Here is a 16956-nt window from a genome sequence, read left to right as displayed (position 1 = left end):
CGGTCGCCTCGTCCTGGAATGAGGTGGCCGCGATCCGGGGCCAGCTCGCTGGCGGACGCAGCTCGCGGACGCCCACGGGCCCGACGGCCCGTCTTGGACGACGCAAGGCGTCGGTGTGTCGTGCCACCCTAGGATGCATGGAGGTGACCGAGCACGACATCGCACGAATCCCCGTGGGGAATCTCCGCGTTCCACGGGGCGACTTCGCCGCGGTGTGGGCCGCGGCCGAGCGTCGGTGTACCGAGCTGGGTGAGCGGGGAGTGACCGATGACTGGTATCCCGCCGGAGTGGCGGTCACCTGCGCATGGATCGCCACCGCCACCGTGCGGCCCATCTCAGGCCGACCATTCGCTGCCCGGTCGCCAGTCACGCGCTTGACTTCGTTGGCGTACGAGGAGCGGATCGAGGCCGAGTACCTGGCCGCGGAGCAGCTCGACGTGCGCCGGCCCGATCTGCTGGCGTCGCGGCCGGGCTGGTGCGAGGGCATTCGGGCGACGTTGAGGTGGGCGTGGCGGCGCAGCGGGCCGGCACCGCTCCAGGTCCCGGCACCGCAGGCAACTGCCTGAGCGGCAACCTCACGGCACGTCCGCCCGGTCGAGGCCGGTCATGTAGTCGTCGACGTCGCTGTACTCGGCCGTCTTTTCCTCGCGTGCTGCCTCATCGGCCGCGTGCCAGCGGGTGAGTTCCTCGGCACGCTGCTGCTCGACCTCATGGGCGTCGACGGCCTCGCGTGCGGTGATCTCGGCCAGCGTGCGCTGAGCGCGCTTGGTCGAGTCCGCGGTCTCGGCCGCTGACGGGACCCGCACGGCGTCCTCACCTCGCTGCGGAGGTTCAGCTGTAGCCGCCTCGCGGATGTCCAACACACCGGTTTCGGTGACATCGCGGGTCGGCGCCTGCTCGTCCATGTGATCGTTGACGACGTCAGCCTCGGTGATCTCGCGGTGCACGTCGTCCTCGGCTGTCGCCTCGCGGTGCGCATCGAGCCATTCCTCGGCGGTGACTCGCTCCTCCGGCTCGGCGTCGTCGGTATGCCGCACCGCGAGTTCGGCCTTGGAGCGGTCGGCGGCCCCGCGGGTCCATGCGGTGTGGACAAGCCACCGCGCGCGAGCGTCGTCGAGCTGCTGCAGCTCGGCGGCGCGGGCGTCGAGCGTGTCGGCGAGCGCCGCGGCTTGGGCGGCGGCGCGTTCCAGCTCAGACCGCGGCTCGGCGTCGGGTGTCGCGGCGGCCTCGGCGGCTCGGAGAGCGGCGTTCTGGCGGTGGGTCGCTGCGGCCTGATGGGTGCCGGCGAGTTCGTTGCCGACGTACCGCGGCCCCCACGCCTGCTCCCGTTCCCACGCCCGAACGCGCATCCGGAGCTGTCCATCGGACATCTCCGTCTCCTCGCGCTCGATCTCCGGGCGGCCCAGCGCACGCCACGCGGCCCGATAGGCGGCGTACGCCTCGACCTGGCCCGGCTTGGGCGCCGGGCCGAGCGCCTCGGCGTGGTCGTCGTGGCGCCGTAGTTCCCGATAGGACGCGACAAGTCCGGCTTGCTGCTCCCACTCGTCGCGCGCCGGGCCGGGCTCGGCCGGGACCGGACCGAGCGCCTCGACCGCCCAGGCCGGCCGCTCCGCGGCCGCCTCGCGGCCCAGTTCGGCGGCGCGGCGGTCCGCGTCGGCGGCTAGGGCTTCGAGGTAGGTCGCCCACTCGCGGTTGTCCGTCTGCGGGGTCCAGCTGGTCCACGCCTCCCCCACCGGGTCGAAGCTCCTGCCGTCGGTGATCCGGCTGTAGATCACGTTCGTGGTGTTGCGGGCGCCGTCGAGCGGTCGGTCGGCCACGGCGTCGTGGAGGACCTGGTGCGGGTCGTGGCCGGCGAGCTCGGCGCGGCGCAGAACGCGGGTCAGGGACGCGGCACCGTCCTCGGCGGCGATCCGCGCGCGCTGCTCGGGGGTGATGATCTGCTCGTCAGCAAGCTGGTCGAGCCACGTCGCGGTGCGCTCGGTGGCCGCGAGTTGCGCGGCGTCGGCGAGCAGCTCGGCCGCGGTGCGGACGGTGCCGGCCTCGTCGGCGGACTCGGTCGCCGTCGCGAGCGCGGACCGCGCGATGGCCTGGTCGTAGTCGTCGAAGATGCCGGACAGGACGGCGACGGGGTCGCGGTGCAGGGCGTGCTCGTCGCGGCCCTGCGCGGCGTCCTCTACAACGGTCACGGTGGCGACGTGCGCGGTGTTGGCGTCGCGGCCGCGGGACATGCCGACGTAGAGCGCCGCCGGACCGGTGCGGGAGGTGATCACGCTGTGGCTGGTGTCGACGGTGACGCCCTGCGCGGCGTGCACCGTGGACGCGTAGCCGAGCGAGAGGTGCTCACTGACGTAGCCGGCAGGCAGGACGATCGGCTCGCCCAGCACCTCGCCGTCGGCGCCGTGTCCGGTGATTCGGGCGACCTCGAGGGCGCCGTCGTCGCGGACGGCCTGCACGCGGTAGGTCTCGCGATTGATCGGGCCGCGACGGTTACCCTCGTGCCCGGCGAGGTCCCACCCGTTGCGGCGGGCCTGGACCAGGTCACCGACCCCGGCGTACGTGCCCTGCATCCCCAGCGGAACGCCGTGCTCGTCGACCTTGCCCAGGCGGACGAGCTCCGCGCGCAGCTCGGCCGAGAGGCGCGTGGCCTGTTCGTTGGTGTCGACGAGCAGCAGGGAGCGATGCCCGGCGAGGGTGTCGGCGAGCCACGCGCCGGCGGCGGCCGACTCGGCCTGCTCGCGGGTACCGGCGTCGCGGAGCCGGCCGTGCTGGTGGTACTCGCGTAGCACGCCGTCGTCGCCGGACCGCAGCCGCAGCGACGCCTCGCGTTCCCACTCCGCGGTGAATCGGCGGGCCTCGGCGAGTTCGTAGCGTGCGCCGGCCGTGGCGAGCAGCTCCATCCCGCCACCCGCGCCGACGGCGGCGAGCTGGCGGTGGTCGCCGACGAGCAGCAGCTTCGCGCCGGCGGCGGCGGCGTGGCGGTGGATCGCGGCCAGGGCCGGCGTGTCGGTCATGGCCGACTCGTCGACGACGACGAGGTCGCCCTCCCGCAGCCGCCATGGTGCGTCCTCGTCGAGCGCGCGGCTCTCGGCAGCACCAGCGGTGAAGCGGTCCTGCGTCGCGAGCCAACGCGCGACGTTGCGGGTGGTGAGCCCCTCCCCCGCCAGCACATCGGTCGCCATCTGGGACGTCGCCAGTCCGAAGACCCGCCGCTGCGGACCGCCGGTCAGCTCCGGGTCGGTCCAGGCGCGCGCGAGCGTGCCGACGACGAACGACTTCCCGGTGCCGGCCGGGCCGACGAGCGACTCGACTCGCGCGCCGCTGGTGAGCACGCCGCGGACGGCGGCGGCCTGGTCGACGCCGAGCTCGAGCCCGGACTCGCGCAGCCCATCGAGGAAGCGCTGAGCGACCGGCCGCGGCAGCGCGGCTGCGTCTTCGCTCGTGCGCGCGTTCACCAGTGCCCGTTCGGTACGGACGTGGTCCGGGGTGGCGTAGAGCCGCGCGCCGGGCGCCTCGTAGGCGGACCGCCCGTTCGCCAGCCGCAGCCCGTCGGGGAGTTGATCGTCACCGGGGCGCGGCGCGTCGAGTGGGGCGGCGTACGTCAACGCCTCGGCGGCGAGCTGGTCGAGCAGCGTCTTGACGTCCGCGCCGTCCGGGGTGCCGAGGTAGTCGGGCAGGGCGGCGTTGACGGCACGGATGAGATCCGGCTCGCTCCAGCCGGCCTTGCGCTGCTGCACGTCGGCGAGGGCGGTCTCCATCACCGCCTGCGGGGACCATGCCTGCGGCGTCGGCACGTTCTCCCGCGCTGCGAGCGCGGCCAGCGCGACGCCGGACAGGCCGCCGTCGATGTCGGCGCGCAACCGGGCGTCGATCCGGTCGAGCAGCTGCTCGCGGGTCTCACCGTCGTGCGACTTCGCCGCGCGGGTCATCAGCGTCGCCTGCTGGGACAACCGGTCGCGCTCCAACCCGTTGGGGGCGCGCCCGTGTTTCGTCTCGAAGGCCTCGATCAGCTCGGCGGCTTTCGCCGTCACCGCGTGCCGGCGCGAGCTGATCAGGCTCATCGCCTCGGCCGACACCCCGATCACCTCGCGCGCCTTTCCGTCCGGGCGGGTCGCGAGCAGCATCCCGAGCGTGTGTGTGAGCCGCTCCTCGGTGGTGCGCTCGGCGACCGCGGCGGCGGCCGGGCGCCACTTGTGCAGCGCGCGGGAGTCGAGGGTGCGCCACGTCCCGTCCGGGCCTTCGACGCGGTTGAGGACCGTGTTGTGGATGTGCAGCTGCGGGTCTCGGTCGCGCGAGTCGTGCTGGAGGAACGACGCGACGACCAGGTCGTGCGCGTCGACGAACCGGCCCGCGGCGCCGCCGTGGTGCCCGACGCGAGAGTAGCCGGCCTTCTCTGCCATGTACTCCAGCGCGGCGTAGTTGCCCGCCCACACCGCGTCCTCGACGGCCTGCCGGAACTCACCCCACGCCGCCGCGGCGTCCTCGTCACCGGCGTTGCGGGCCTTTACCTCCTCGGCCTCGAACGCCGTGTGGATGAGTGTGATGGACTTCTGGACGCTGACCGTCAGGTCCAAGAAGGCGACGTTGTGCCGGGCCGCCTTGCCCGCCTCCGTACGGAGTTCAACGCGGCGTTCAGCGCTGGCGTCCGGCTCGCGTTCAATCGCCAGGGCGTACAAGTCGTCCTCGGACTGGTACGCGCGGCCGGTATGGCCGAGCGTTGGCACGCTGTCCCACTGCTCCTTGTCCTTGAACCCCTCGGCCCGCGGGTCGAGGAACCGCTCGTAGACCGCGCGCATGTCCTGGGCGTCGACGAGCCCGGTGAGGCCGAGCTTCTCGGCTCCGGCGCCCCACCAGCGGCCCGGAGGCTCGCCCTCGGCTACGGCGCCGGTGTAGTAGTTCTCCCGGCCGGTCGCGACCTCACGCAGCAGGTACTCGGGGCTGTAGCCGGGCGAGATCCTCAACATCCGAACCACCTCGAAACGATCTTGTGGAGATCAACAGGAGTAGTGGCGGTTCGCGGCCGGCCGGAGGCCGGCTCGCACCATCGGATCGTGATGCCTAGGTGTGCTGCAATTGATCTTCTGGTTCTTCGCTCTTGTTCTTGGCTCGTGTTCGTCTGGATGGAGTAGTGCTCTGTCGTCGTGTAGGTCGTGGTCTCGATGGGCTGGCTCGTGTTGCTGGGACTGGTCGTTCGGGTCGGGGTCCTCATGGCTGGGTCCTCGTCTCGGGGCTGTCGGGGTCGGTCTGCTCGGTGGTGTTGATCAGGTGCAGGGGTGTCGGCTGGGCTCGGAGGGTTCGGAGGGCAGCAGCGGCGGTGCCCCGGGAGACCTCCGCGATTCCGGCGAGATCGGTGACGGTTGGCAGGGCGCCATGGCGGTGGGCGTGCCGCGTCGCGGCCGCCCGCGCCCGGTCCTGTGCCGGTGTCGGGCCCGACCGGCCGCCGGGGTGTTCAACCGGCCCGGCCGGAAGCTCGGTCCGCGGTGCGCTGGGCTGGACAGCGGTTGGACGCTGTGACCCGGGCCGGGTGACCGGCGTGCCGTTCAACGGCTGTACAGACTGAACGCCGACCGGACTGAACACCTCGGACTGGACACGCTGTGGCGACTCGGCTGTCCCGGTCCCGTCGTCTTCGGCGTCCGTGGCGAGAAGGTAGAGCAGGTGGGCGACAATCGCGGCGGCGACCGCGGGCCAGGCACCGACGCCGAACCGCAGCGCGGGTGAGGCGTCCACGGCGGAGCCGGACGCGAGGAACGCGGCCTGCGCGAGACCGGACAGGCCGGCGGCAAGCACGACCACGCTCCACGCGTAGCGGGCCGCACTGCCGTGCAGGCGGGCGGTGGCGGCGTAGGCGACCAGCGCGAGCCCGTCGGTGATCAGCGGGTAGAGCCAGGCGATCCCGGCCGGGACCCGGGCGGCCACGGCGACCTCGTAGAGGCCGTGCGCGGTCGCGACCGCGGCGCCGAGCGCGACGGCGAGCCCCGGCAGCCAGATCACCGTCCGCACCACCCGCGGCCCCTGCTCCGTGCTGATGGTGGTGTTCATCGGTGATGCCCTCCGTGCGGTGCTGCCCCGGCCGGGGACGGCGCGGTGGCGGGTTCGGGTGCGGGGTCGTCGCGGCGGACGGCCCACCACCCGGCGATCACCCCGACGGCGTCGTTGCCGGGCACGGGGGTGGCGCCGGTGGGGCGGTGGTCCCAGCCCGGGCGGGTCTGGTGGCGCTCGATCGAGCACGACCCGGCGTTCTGCTTGATCCGCCGCACCACGCCGGGACGCTGCCGGTCGTGCCAGTCCCCGGCGAGCTGCACCGACGCGCCCTTGCCCTGGTAGGCGGCGCACCAGGCGTGCATCAGCCACAGCAGTTCCTCGACGACGTCCGCGTGCCATAGCCAGCACGGCGGCAGCGCTCCGGCGGCGTCGGGGTAGCGCAGGAAGATCGCATGCAGCCACGCGCACAGCTCGACCAGCACCCGCTCCACCACGGCGGGGTCGGCGGGGACCATCAGCCATGACGGGGCCGGCGCCGGGCCGGGCCGTTGCGAGAGCGCGGTCACGGTGTCGGCGAGCTGGGCGACCAGCCGGGCCAGGTCATCGACCCGGCCCCCGACCGCGCGCAGCGGGTCGACCGCGCGACGCAAGCCGTCGACCTCCCGGGCCAGCCCGGCCAGCGCGTCCACGCTGGCGAACTCCGTTCCCGTCTCGTCCCTGCCGCCTGGGGTGGGGTCGGGGGTGGTCGGCGAGGTCACCGGTACCACCCCGGCGTGTCCCCGTCGGTCGCGGCCACGTCAATGGCGTCGTCGCGGTGCCAGCGGGCGAGCTGATCGCGGCGGCCCGCCGCGTCGGGATCGGTCTGCTCACGTAGCTCGGCAAGCCGGTCAGCGAACCGGGCCATGTCGTCGGGCGGGCCGGCTACGTAGGTGCCGTCGGCGATCTCGGCCTCGGTGCGTCGGGCCTGCTCCCGCATCCACTCCGGCATCTCCGGCGCCCGCTCGTCATCCGCCGGGGTCGACCACGGCGCGTTCTGCAGTCGCTCGGCCCGCTCGGTGTCACCCGCGGCGCGGGCCTGCGCGATAGCGGCCAGTCGGGCGTCGCTGTAGTAGCCGGCCGCATCGAACGTGACAGCCTCGACCGTCGGGTCGGTGCTCTCCGCCCGCGCCCACCACCCCTCCTCGGACGCCTGGTCGGTACGTCCGGTTCGGGCGAGGTGCTCGTGCCCCTCTCCGCCCGCGTCCGTGTCCGCGGCGTCGGAGTCGGCGTCCGTGGTGTCGGTGATGCGAGCGATCAGCGCGTCCTTGTCGGCCAGGAACGCCGCCCGCTCGCGCGGGTCGACCGTCCGGCCGGGCGCGGACAGCTCCCGCGGCCGGCGGGTCAGCGCGGCAATCTCGGCGACCGACGGCCGGGCACCGCCCGGGCGGTTGTGCGGGTGGTCGTTCACGGGGCACCTCCGGTGGTGTGGGCGTGGGAGTGGCCGTTGCTGGTGTGCGCGGCCGGGGCGGGCAGTTCGACCGTGGGCGGGTCGAGATCGACCGGGACGTGGCGCGCTCCGGTCTGGCCGGTGCTGCCCAGCACCCAGCGCAAGGCCCGCGCGAACCCGGCACCGACGGCGCGCCACCTCCGCCGGGCAGCGGAATGGGTCCACTGCAGCCCCGCGACCAGGGGCCCGGTCAGGTACGCCCATCCGCGGCGCGTCGACGCGGACCAGCGGCCGAGGCGGTCGGCCAGCGCGGGGTGCGCGATCTGGAAGGCGAGCAGCCGGACGTCGCGGCGCTGCCACGCCATCTGCACCCGCCCGATCACGGGGGCCAGGCCACGGCGAATCAACATCACCCGGCCCGCGGGCAGGTTCGCGAGCTGCGCCGCCGGGAGCACCGGCACCCGTCGGGTCGTCCGCGACGCGACCCGGCCGTGCATGTCGGTGGTCAGGGTCGGTTCGTCGCGCTCCCCGGCCAGGGTGGACCAGAACTGGAGGTCGTCGCGGTCGCGGGTGCCGCCGAACACCAGCACCGCGCCGCAGTTGTTCAGGATCGTGGCGGTGTTGTGCTCCCCCCACCGCGCGAGAAGCTGCGCGCGGGACTGGAAGGCGGCGATGATGGTGACGCCCCGCCCGCCCATGTCCGCGGTCCAGCTCTCCAGCGGGACCGGGGAGATCAGCGCCGCCTCGTCGAGTGCCAACGTCAAGTTCGGGTCGAGCCGGCCCTTCGCGCTGCCGGCGGCGAGGCGGCGGGCCTCGCGGGCGATGTGCCCGGTCAGCGCACACACCAACGGACCGGTCTGGGTCTCCTCCCCGCCGAGCAGGAACACCGTCGCCCGCTCGGCCAGCAGCCGCTCGACGTCGAACCCGCCGCCGGCGCCAGTCTTCGCCGAGCGTGCGGCGTCGGGATGATTGAGCCACCCCAACGCCGGCGCCACGGTCGAGGTGATCGACGTCCGCGTGTTCGTGTTCGTGCCCAGGAATTGGGCCAGGTCCTGCTCGAACGCCTGCGTCCCCGACCGGCGCAGGAACCCCGGCACCTCCCGGGCCGCCTCGTCGGCGTTGGCGACCCAGCGGCCCACCTCGTGGATGGACTTCCCGCCTAGGGCCGCGGCGTGCAGCAGCGCGGTCAGCACGCGGCGGGCCTGGCCGTTCCAGAATTCCCGGTCCCCACCCCCGCCGGCCCGGGAGACCGCGGCGATCATGTCCGTGGCCCGTTCCGACGCGGCCACCGGATCCGTGCAGCCGGTCAGCGGGTCGAAGGTGATCGTGGAAGCGAACGCCTTCCCGCCGAGCCCGACCGGGTTGAACACGTACACCGGTCCGCGCCGGGCGCGCAGCGGTGCGCACAGCTCGTACAGATCGGTGCGGGTGGAAGTGACCAGGACGGCGCCGGGGGCGTCGAGGATCCGCCCGGCCAGCCACCCGGTCTTCCCGGTCCGGGGCCCACCGAAGATCATGACGACGTCCTCGATCGGCGACCACACCGTCAACCAACCCGTCCGGCACAGCTCGATCGCGACCTCGACCACCGGGAGCCGCCACCGCGCCCACCGGCCCAGCTCGGCCAGCGACGGCCGCACGGTTGCGGCCCGTCGGCGCATGGCGCGGGCGGAGGCGTGGCGCAGGACGTCGAGGGTGGAGGCGACGCCGGCCTTACGTCGGGACTGGCCGGACCAGCGGGTCACCAGCGCGGCCGAGCGGGACAGGTGATGCCACCCCACCGCCGCGCCGACCACGGCGGCGATCAGGTAGGCCCACCACGGGAGTTGACGCAGCAGGGCCCACGCCGGGAACCCTGCCAGCAGGACGCACAGCAGGGCGTAGGCGGCCGAGCCGCGCCGCCACAGCACCCCGGCCGCGACCACCAAGACCACGAGCACCAGGAACAGGTTCATCGGTCCGTTCCCACCGCGTGGGCGACCGCCGTAGCGACCGCACGAGCGTTGCCCGGGCCCATTGCCCGGAACCGGAACCGGTCAGTCCCGAGGGTGATCGCCAGGTCGAGCACCGCGAGCTCAGTCGACGCCGCGGTGTCGAATGCGCCGTTGTCGAACGCGATGCGAGCGGCGCGGAAGTCGATCCACCACCCGCCGTCCGGGCTGTGGTGCACGCACGCCTGCCGGAAGTCCGCGCGTCGTGGCCACACCTCGTGGGCGAGCAGCAGCCAGATCGCGGCCTGCACATGGGGGTCGTGGTCGTCGATCCACCGGTGCAGCCCAGCCACTACGGCGGCGGGGCCGCCGATCGGGCGCACCCGACCCGTCCGCGGGCTCACCGGGACACCTCGCCGTCGGCCGGCCCGGTCATCGGGGTGTCGTCCACGCCGATGTGGCTGATGGCGTTCCAGTAGCGATCCGCCGACCAGATCACCGCACCCAACCCCTCGGCGACGGCCTCCAGCTCGACAGCGGCCGCGGTGAGCCGCTGGTGCGGGTCGACCTCGTCGGAGTCGTCGTAGACCCCGCGTTGCTCGCCGTAGCGCTGCACCTGCCGGTCCAGCAGACGGGCCAGGTCCTGCAGCGCGCGCAGCGTGGCGACCATGTCCCCGCCTAAGGCGTAGAAGTCGCTGTGGTCCGCCGAAGCATCGAGCTGGCGGCGGACGACCGTCACCCAGGCCTCAGCGCCGGCCTCGGCCAGCTGGACCGCCCGCGGGCGGTCATCGTGCTCATCGGGGGTGTTCATCTAGGATCGGGTCCCTTCCGCTCGTGTCCCTGCCTGGGTTGCTGTGTGGGAGATCTGGAGGGGAGCCCGGTGGCCGCCGGTGCTCCCCTCCCCCACGTGGGTCGGACACTCGCTCGACGTCGTGCTGTGGATGGAGCGGGCCCAGCGACCCGCGGTGCGGGCGGAGACCAGGAACTCCCCCGCCGCGTCCCGCACCGACATCCCGGCCGCGATCGCGGCCCGTCCGGCCTCGGCGACCTCCGCGCGTGACGCATTCACCGGGCGCTGCGGGGTTCGTGGCCGCGGGAGCCGGCCCCGCCGCCGCTCGCGGCGCCGGGCCAACTCCTGGCGGCGTTCGTGCTCGGTCATCTGGCCCGCGATCCCGTCCGGCTGGTGTCTCAGCGCCCAGGTCAGGCACTGCTCCCGCACCGGGCAGCCAGCGCACACGGCCTTCGCGACCGACACCTGCGCCTCGAACTCCGGGCCGGCTACCGCTGCGGGAAAGAAAATTTCTGGATTGACCGACCTGCAGGCCGCTCGGTGCCGGAAGTCCTCCGGCCGCACGTGGCCGCCGACTGGCTCGCGCCGGGTCGTCCTCGTCGCCGGGGCGCTCATCCCACTGCTCCCGAACCCTCGGTCAGCGGCTCGGATGCGGCGCCGACCGTGGACAGGAAGTCCGCGACCATGCCGGGCAGACCCGCGCCGGCCGGGGTGCCGATGAACAGCACCAGGGCCAGCAGTGCGAACACAACCGCCCCGCCCGCGACGCGCGCCTTCGCGCAGATCGCCGCGCCGACGATGGCGAAGAAGATCAGAAGTCCGACGGTCCCCATCGCTAGCTCACCCACCCGGCGACGTCGACGACGGTCTGCTCGACGGTGGCGATCTCCGCCATGGCGTCGATGGCCTTCGCCGGGACGATCAGCCGGCCGCGGATGCGGACGGCGGGGAACTCTCCGGCCGAGATGGCCCGGTACACGGTCATCGGCGACATGCCGAACATGTCCGCGACCTCGGCCACGCTGTAGAACTTGCGGGGATTCGTCACCGACCCCTGGGAACCGCTCTGACCTCGCATCACTGCTCCTTGTGTACATGTGCGGTGCGTGTACTGAACATGTTAGGTACGAGTGATGCCTGAGTCAATCGGCGCCGCCTCGCGTAGGACCGAGGTTGCCGCCGGGGCCAGGGACGCCAACAGATGACGCGGGATGACGTGGGGTGACGCGGCGCCCTGACGTTAGGGTTGATTCCTGCTGGTCAGGGCGGCATCGTGGAGGTGCTGAGGCGGAGGGGGATCAGGTGGGCAACCGGCTTGCGCAGGCACGCGCGGAGCGCGGTTGGACGAAGTCCCAGCTGATCCGCGAGCTCCGCGTTGCGGCGCATCGGCGGAAGTTGAAGCCGCTCGTCGCTGACAAGAGCCTCAACCGGCGCATCGCCGTGTGGGAGAACGAGGATGGCGCCGTCAGCGGCTACTACCGGGACCTGATCTGCGACGCGTACGGCAAGACCCCGCTCGAGCTGGGCCTCGTCGAGCTGCCGGCCACCCCCACTCCCGAGAGCGTCGAACTGGCGGAACGACTCACGCTGTCGCGTCTCGACGGCGGCCTCGTCGAGCTGCTGCGCGGGCACACGCAGAGCATCCGCATGATGGACCGCCGGCTCGGTGGGGCCACGATCTACCAGCAGACCGCGGCCCACGTCGAGCAGATCGTCAAGCTCGTTCGCTACGCCCTGCCGGGCCCGCACCGGGAGGCGGCGGCCGACGAGCTGGGCCAGGCCGCGGCGCTCGGGGGCTGGCAGGCGCTGGATATGGGGCGGCTCGACGAAGCGTGGCGGCTGCACGAGGTGGCCACCGCTGCGTCCCGCGAGAGCGGACGTCCGGCGGGCCTGGCGTACGCGCGTGCGCAGCAGGCGTTCATCCTCCTCGACGTGGACCGAGCCGCCGAGGCCTGCGAGATGATCCGCCGGGCGCGCGAGGACGCCGGATCGGGTGTGCCGGCTGTACTGCTCTCATGGCTGCACGCCGCCGAAGGCGAAGCCCTGGCCGCGGATGGTCAGCGGAACAACGCGTTGCGCGCACTGGATCTGGCAGCCGACAACCTCGCTGCCGGCGCCTCCGACGACTCGCTGCCGTTCGTGATGCTGGGCGCCGGCCACCTCGCCCGTTGGCGCGGCCACTGCCTCGCCCGGCTCGGCGACGAACAGGCGATCGACGACCTGTCGGACGCCTTGGCCGTCATGGGTGAAGGGCGATACGGCCGGGCCGAGGCGAGCCTGCGCGTCGACCTGGCCATCGCGTTCCGTGCGCGGGGCGACAGCACCGAATCGCGGCTGCACGCGCAGCGGGCCGCCGACCTCGCGGGCAGGACCGGATCAGAACGGCAGCGACGCCGGATCGCAGGTCTCCTCAGCGCCTGAGCGACGCTCTACCGGAACGCGAGAACGTGCAGCAGCCCGACCAGCGAACCGGAGTTCGAGATCCGGCCCTTCGCGATCAGCTCCGGCACATCGGTCAGCGCGATCCACTGAAAGGCACCCTCGTTGACCTCGCTCGGCTCCGCGACCAGCTCGGCGCCTCGCGCGAGGTAGACATGGTGAGCGCTGCGAACCGTACCGACCATGGGCTCGAAGGTGACGAGGTGCTCGATCGACCGCGGCCGATAGCCGGTCTCCTCCTCGACCTCGCGGGCGGCCGTTGTCGCCGGCTCCTCTCCCTCATCGAGAAGACCACCAGGTAGCTCCCAGTTCCAGATGTCAGGAACGAACCGGTGTCGCCAGGACATGAGCACGTGCTCGCCAGCGTCGTCGAGCACGACCGTCATCGCGGCCGGCGGGAGCGTCACGGTGTGGTGCTCGAACCTGTCCCCGGACGGCTGCGAGATGTCGGCGAGCCCGACCGTCACCCACTCGTTCTCGTAGATCGGCCGCTCGCTGTGCACGATCCAGCGGTCGTCCTCGGGCCGCGGCGACGTCATGATCCGACCGTAGTCGCCGCCCAGTCGCCTGCGAACCGTCCGTCAGCGTGGCGCGGGGAACGCCCCGGCCCCGTGCCGGATGACGACTGCACCCGCCTCGGCAAGGCGCTGGTACGCCCGGCGGGCCGTGTTGCGAGAGACGCCGTACGCGGCGACCAGCTCGGCCTCGCTGGGGAGCGGCTCGTCGGCCCCGAACTCACCGTCGTTAAGCCGCTGCTGCAGCTCGCGTGCGATGCGTTCGTAGGCTGTAGTCGGTTCGGCGCCGACCGCCTGGCCGACGACGCGCCGACCTTGACCGGGAATCACCTCAACCAAGCCCTCATCGACGAGCAGAGCCAGCGCCGACCGGACTGTCCCCCGCGACACTCCGTACTCCTGAACGAGAGCCATCTCCGACGCAACGAGTGCGCCGGGCAACAGCTCACCGGAGCCGATGCGTCCGCGGAGCTCCGCGGCGATCTGGCGGTAGGTGCCTCGCGGCGCCACACTGCATCCCTCCCTAGCGGTCCGGTCGATGCACTGAACTATGCCCGAACAGGAGATCTGCTCCCTGCTGGCCACAAGCGTATCCGGCGTCGTAGTTTCAGGCTGGGTACCTCTCAGCTCAAGCCTGCCATGCGGCCTCCGACAGATCCGCACGCGGAGCGCAGTAGCCGGCGCCGATACACACGACTCAACCGTCGAACTGCAATCGGATCACACTCTCGACTACTGCCTGCTTCTTATAGCTCTGCGCAGCACTGTTTAGTGAAACCAGCGAGCGCCTGACCGAGAATGGAATTCGTTCTATCATTTTCCACCCCCGCAGTTCAGCCTCGCCGATACATATATCAGCCAGCCGAACATGAACATCCTTGTAGTATGAATCCTGCACAACCAGCGTAAGGAAAGCCCCCGGACGAGACACTCGAGAGATCTCGCCCAACCCAAGACCCAAGTCCGCCACGTATTGATGGGCCTGCTGACTGTAATAGCTATGGGACGCCTTACTGCTGTGGGCAGAGACATTTACCAACAGGTCACGCGCTGCCGTGCTCATCGCGGCAGGCTGCGATTTTTTCACGCGAGTCAGCGTCGTCCCCATCAGGTCTAGCCGGATCGTACTTTCGCCCCAGATATCAATACCCAGCACTGCAAGCTCTCGTGCGTAGGCAACCCCGTAATCAATGCGAGTCAGGTATGGAGGGGAGGTCAGGATCATACTTATTGAATCATCGGGGATTGGAAGTCGAGCTGCAGACGCAGTCGCTAAGCGCACGCTGCCAGTACGCTCAGCTTCGTCCGAACGGAGTCTATCGAGAAGCCACTTGTGCTCGCTCACGATCAACTCATCGAGAGACTCCAGCGGGAGGCCAATACGATCCGATTCTTTCCTTGACCGTCTAACCCAGGTGGGATTGGACCCCTGGAATGAACTGGTCAAGCGGCGCACTGTACGGAATAGTGCGACGATCTTCAGCTGCCGATCCAACGCGTCAAGCTTCTGGTTTCCTTGACTGAGCCACTGCACGAGGCGTCTACTTACCTCATCCTTGAACCAGTACCGCAGTGGGCCAGGAGGCAGATCCGTGGACTGCTCAGGAAGCTCCAACTTCCCTACCTCCGCCATTGCGTCCTGGGTCTGACTACGCAATGCCGCGACCACACTGGCAGCAGGATTCAGATCGATCCCGACAGACCGAAGCCCAAGCTGTTGAGCCGCTCGGGTTGTGGTCCCACTTCCGTTCCAAGGATCGAGAACCCAGCCACCGTCAGGTCCACTCAGCCCATGCTCAAGCTCAGCCATTGCCCACCGGAATGAGAAGCCGGCATAGTAAGGGAAGACGTCCGCCAAGCCTGCCGTTTCCGTAGATGGCCTCTTGGGAGATAAGGTTCGCGAGAACGCCCTACCGCTATCGAGGAGCAGTGGCAGCATCCCTTCGCCAGTCGGTGAATCAGCCCAGCCGCTGGCGGTCACTACACTCCCTCCGCGTGCAGGCGGTTCGGTCGAGGCGACACATCACGGACTCGCCGATGTCGCCGCTGGTCCTGCCGTCATTCGCGCTCCGTCTAGCCAATACAAGAGACTAAGCTCGATATGGTCGAGCAGCCTTATGAGCCGATCGACCATCGCCCGAAGATCAGAAGCACGCTTCTTCCTGCCAATCTCAACAGGATCCTCTTTCCAGTGTGCGACATCATTCCGCTTGTCTCGGATCTCCCTCAGCAGTAGGGAGTCGTTCGGGTGGTTGCGCCATTCGCCCTCAAGACCTAAAACCATCCAGAGGGCCTCGAAATGCTTGTCGCTGATCGTGCTTCCATCAGCAAGGCTAAACAGATCTCCGAATTGGAGTACAGGGCGAGCGTCGCTGGCATGCAGAGTTGCTGAGCTAATCACTCTAGCACGCGCCATCAGCCCCGAAACATTGTCATTCCCACATTGTCGGAATGTTGATGCCTCCATCGCCGCGATCACCGTGATTGGAAGATGGCGACGCTGCAGTCCAAGATTGTCCACATCGGCTGATATTGCCGACGAGATCTCCCTGGACCAATCCTCCAGGACCCCTCCCATCACAACAAAGGAGAGTGCTCTGCTAATCGCGTTAAATCCATCGTGATCGAACGACGTCACACCGACGGCAGCCGCCGTTATCGAGTCCAGGCGGCGACCCTCTCGCTCAAGCGCCTCGCGCGCGCGATCGAACGTCGCAGAAACAGTTCCGGTCATGCTGCCCCGGTGAAAAGTTCCCTGGCGCGATTCACACGACGAGTAAGCATCGCGCGGCTGTTCGTTCCTTTAGTGCTCGCCTCGACAAGTGTCGCATCGTCCTGCCATCCGGCCGGCGGCCTAACGGGCTCTTCCCCCGAGCCAATGACCAGAGATATTCCAATTAGAACCGCCTCGAGCTGATTCAGCGGCGTTGTGGATACCCGATCTCGCTTGAACGGCCCATCGACAGACTCTCGCAAGATGGCGACAGCCTTCATGAATAGTGCTCGATCCGACTCCAGATCAGAGTCGTTGACCCGGCTTTTCATGTAGTCATTCAAGAATCTCGTGACTTTTCCGTCGAAGGTGTCCATGGAGTCGCGATATGCAAAGAACTTCAATACCTGTTCGGCAGCAGTCGCATTGTGCTGGTTCTTTGGCCTCAACTTGAGGAGAGACTGAAACTCATCAGTCGAAGCCAGTTCCTCGAGCATCCTATTGAACGGACCTCCGAACACGCAGGCCCGAATCTCTTGCGATGAGAGGGCGATCGCTCCCGCATTCAGACGGCGAAAGAGCTCGAAGCGTACGTCGGTGTCAGACTTGTCACTAAGCACCTGCACCCGGAGGTAACGCTTTCCCAACATGAGCCTGATTGGCATCGGCAGATCGTCATACTTTAGCGAGTTGAAGCTCGTTAGCTGAGTCAGACCCGTCAGCTCTAACGAATCTTCAGCAAACTGCAACTGAGGCGCATCGGGGACGTCAATGCCGTGGAATCTCATGATGGTAGCGATTCGCTGAAGACCGTCAACCACATCCCACGTGCCGTCTCGATTAGTCGCCACGAATATTGCTGGAATAGGCAGCCCCAGGAGGAGTGACTCAATTAGTGCAGACTGCACATCTGGCTTCCACTGAAACTGGCGTTGATACGCGGGCGCAACTACAACCTCTGCCGACTCGACCATTCTTACGATCTCACGAATAGAAAGATCGAAATACTCAGTATCGACAGCTCTGCGGTGCGTCTCCAACTCGTCCTGCAGATCTATCGTCGCTTCAGCCACCTTGTACGCGCCCTTTCGCCGTACCAGCTCACACCGCCAAGCGCCAGCATCCCACAGGCAGCTAGCAGGACAGAGTTCACACAGCCA

Annotated in this window: 17 protein-coding genes and 1 pseudogene; 2 read left to right on the top strand and 16 right to left on the bottom strand. The window is 69.7% G+C overall.

Annotated elements, in window-relative coordinates; genetic code table 11:
* The first annotated feature begins 137 nt into the window (after positions 1-137).
* The gene (locus H6H00_RS15475) at positions 138-566 is read left to right on the top strand and encodes a hypothetical protein (RefSeq protein WP_185721930.1); all 429 of its coding nucleotides are present in this window, start codon (positions 138-140) and stop codon (positions 564-566) included.
* Between the two features lie 9 nt (positions 567-575).
* Here the strand turns inward: H6H00_RS15475 and mobF are convergent, their stop codons facing one another.
* From mobF to H6H00_RS15425, 10 genes are all read right to left on the bottom strand, one after another.
* Positions 576-4961 (bottom strand): MobF family relaxase, encoded by a 4386-nt coding sequence (gene mobF / locus H6H00_RS15470; RefSeq protein WP_255425776.1) that lies wholly within the window; start codon positions 4959-4961, stop codon positions 576-578.
* Positions 4962-5202: 241 nt separating this feature from the next.
* On the bottom strand, positions 5203-6039 hold the full coding sequence (locus H6H00_RS15465; RefSeq protein WP_185721928.1) for a hypothetical protein: 837 nt from the start codon (positions 6037-6039) through the stop codon (positions 5203-5205).
* Positions 6036-6740 carry a hypothetical protein gene (locus tag H6H00_RS15460; protein ID WP_255425775.1) on the bottom strand — a complete coding sequence of 235 codons (705 nt, stop codon included), beginning with the start codon at positions 6738-6740 and terminating at the stop codon, positions 6036-6038. The genes H6H00_RS15465 and H6H00_RS15460 overlap by 4 nt, the downstream gene beginning before the upstream one ends.
* On the bottom strand, positions 6737-7429 hold the full coding sequence (locus H6H00_RS15455) for a hypothetical protein (RefSeq protein WP_185721927.1): 693 nt from the start codon (positions 7427-7429) through the stop codon (positions 6737-6739). Before H6H00_RS15455 ends, H6H00_RS15460 begins: the two co-directional genes overlap by 4 nt.
* On the bottom strand, positions 7426-9363 hold the full coding sequence (locus H6H00_RS15450) for a type IV secretory system conjugative DNA transfer family protein (RefSeq protein ID WP_185721926.1): 1938 nt from the start codon (positions 9361-9363) through the stop codon (positions 7426-7428). Before H6H00_RS15450 ends, H6H00_RS15455 begins: the two co-directional genes overlap by 4 nt.
* Positions 9360-9743: a hypothetical protein gene (locus tag H6H00_RS15445; protein WP_255425774.1), complete on the bottom strand. Its 384-nt coding sequence runs from the start codon at positions 9741-9743 to the stop codon at positions 9360-9362. Before H6H00_RS15445 ends, H6H00_RS15450 begins: the two co-directional genes overlap by 4 nt.
* The gene (locus H6H00_RS15440) at positions 9740-10150 is read right to left on the bottom strand and encodes a hypothetical protein (RefSeq protein WP_185721925.1); all 411 of its coding nucleotides are present in this window, start codon (positions 10148-10150) and stop codon (positions 9740-9742) included. The genes H6H00_RS15445 and H6H00_RS15440 overlap by 4 nt, the downstream gene beginning before the upstream one ends.
* A complete protein-coding gene (locus H6H00_RS33000) occupies positions 10151-10744 on the bottom strand; it encodes a WhiB family transcriptional regulator (RefSeq protein ID WP_221775883.1) in 594 nt (197 codons plus the stop codon).
* Positions 10741-10962, bottom strand: a complete 222-nt coding sequence (locus tag H6H00_RS15430; protein WP_185721924.1) for a hypothetical protein — start codon at positions 10960-10962, stop codon at positions 10741-10743. Before H6H00_RS15430 ends, H6H00_RS33000 begins: the two co-directional genes overlap by 4 nt.
* A gap of 2 nt (positions 10963-10964) precedes the next feature.
* Entirely contained in the window at positions 10965-11177 is a 213-nt protein-coding gene (locus H6H00_RS15425) for a helix-turn-helix domain-containing protein (protein ID WP_255425773.1), read from the bottom strand.
* 254 nt (positions 11178-11431) lie between these two features.
* Here H6H00_RS15425 and H6H00_RS15420 point away from each other — a divergent pair, with 254 nt between their 5' ends.
* Positions 11432-12550: an NsdA family TPR-like regulatory protein gene (locus tag H6H00_RS15420; RefSeq protein WP_221775882.1), complete on the top strand. Its 1119-nt coding sequence runs from the start codon at positions 11432-11434 to the stop codon at positions 12548-12550.
* Between the two features lie 8 nt (positions 12551-12558).
* Here H6H00_RS15420 and H6H00_RS15415 read toward each other — a convergent pair whose 3' ends face one another.
* From H6H00_RS15415 to H6H00_RS15395, 6 genes and pseudogenes are all read right to left on the bottom strand, one after another.
* Positions 12559-13035, bottom strand: coding sequence for an NUDIX hydrolase (locus tag H6H00_RS15415; protein WP_255425772.1), 477 nt, complete (start codon positions 13033-13035; stop codon positions 12559-12561).
* 114 nt (positions 13036-13149) lie between these two features.
* Entirely contained in the window at positions 13150-13668 is a 519-nt protein-coding gene (locus tag H6H00_RS15410; protein WP_185721921.1) for a GntR family transcriptional regulator, read from the bottom strand.
* Positions 13669-13780: 112 nt separating this feature from the next.
* A complete protein-coding gene (locus H6H00_RS32305) occupies positions 13781-14308 on the bottom strand; it encodes a hypothetical protein (RefSeq protein WP_255425904.1) in 528 nt (175 codons plus the stop codon).
* 462 nt (positions 14309-14770) lie between these two features.
* A pseudogene (locus H6H00_RS32300) lies at positions 14771-14893 on the bottom strand (DNA methyltransferase); the annotation flags it as partial.
* A 213-nt stretch (positions 14894-15106) separates the two neighbouring features.
* Positions 15107-15817 (bottom strand): hypothetical protein, encoded by a 711-nt coding sequence (locus H6H00_RS15400; RefSeq protein WP_185721919.1) that lies wholly within the window; start codon positions 15815-15817, stop codon positions 15107-15109.
* Positions 15814-16869, bottom strand: coding sequence for a DUF262 domain-containing protein (locus tag H6H00_RS15395; protein WP_185721918.1), 1056 nt, complete (start codon positions 16867-16869; stop codon positions 15814-15816). The genes H6H00_RS15400 and H6H00_RS15395 overlap by 4 nt, the downstream gene beginning before the upstream one ends.
* Positions 16870-16956 lie beyond the last annotated feature (87 nt).

It is taken from the genome of Pseudonocardia petroleophila (genome assembly GCF_014235185.1).
Lineage (GTDB): Bacteria > Actinomycetota > Actinomycetes > Mycobacteriales > Pseudonocardiaceae > Pseudonocardia > Pseudonocardia petroleophila.
The sequence above is the reverse complement of the archived record's forward strand: the minus strand, read 5'-3'. Positions and strand labels throughout refer to the sequence as shown.

Bases quoted from the DNA above. Each gene is read 5' to 3' on its own strand.
- H6H00_RS15430 (WP_185721924.1), bottom strand. From the start codon at position 10,962: ATGGGGACCGTCGGACTTCTGATCTTCTTCGCCATCGTCGGCGCGGCG.
- H6H00_RS15440 (WP_185721925.1), bottom strand. From the start codon at position 10,150: ATGAACACCCCCGATGAGCACGATGACCGCCCGCGGGCGGTCCAGCTG.
- H6H00_RS15475 (WP_185721930.1), top strand. From the start codon at position 138: ATGGAGGTGACCGAGCACGACATCGCACGAATCCCCGTGGGGAATCTC.
- mobF (WP_255425776.1), bottom strand. From the start codon at position 4,961: ATGTTGAGGATCTCGCCCGGCTACAGCCCCGAGTACCTGCTGCGTGAG.
- H6H00_RS15450 (WP_185721926.1), bottom strand. From the start codon at position 9,363: ATGAACCTGTTCCTGGTGCTCGTGGTCTTGGTGGTCGCGGCCGGGGTG.
- H6H00_RS15400 (WP_185721919.1), bottom strand. From the start codon at position 15,817: ATGACCGGAACTGTTTCTGCGACGTTCGATCGCGCGCGCGAGGCGCTT.
- H6H00_RS15465 (WP_185721928.1), bottom strand. From the start codon at position 6,039: ATGAACACCACCATCAGCACGGAGCAGGGGCCGCGGGTGGTGCGGACG.
- H6H00_RS33000 (WP_221775883.1), bottom strand. From the start codon at position 10,744: ATGAGCGCCCCGGCGACGAGGACGACCCGGCGCGAGCCAGTCGGCGGC.
- H6H00_RS32305 (WP_255425904.1), bottom strand. From the start codon at position 14,308: ATGATCCTGACCTCCCCTCCATACCTGACTCGCATTGATTACGGGGTT.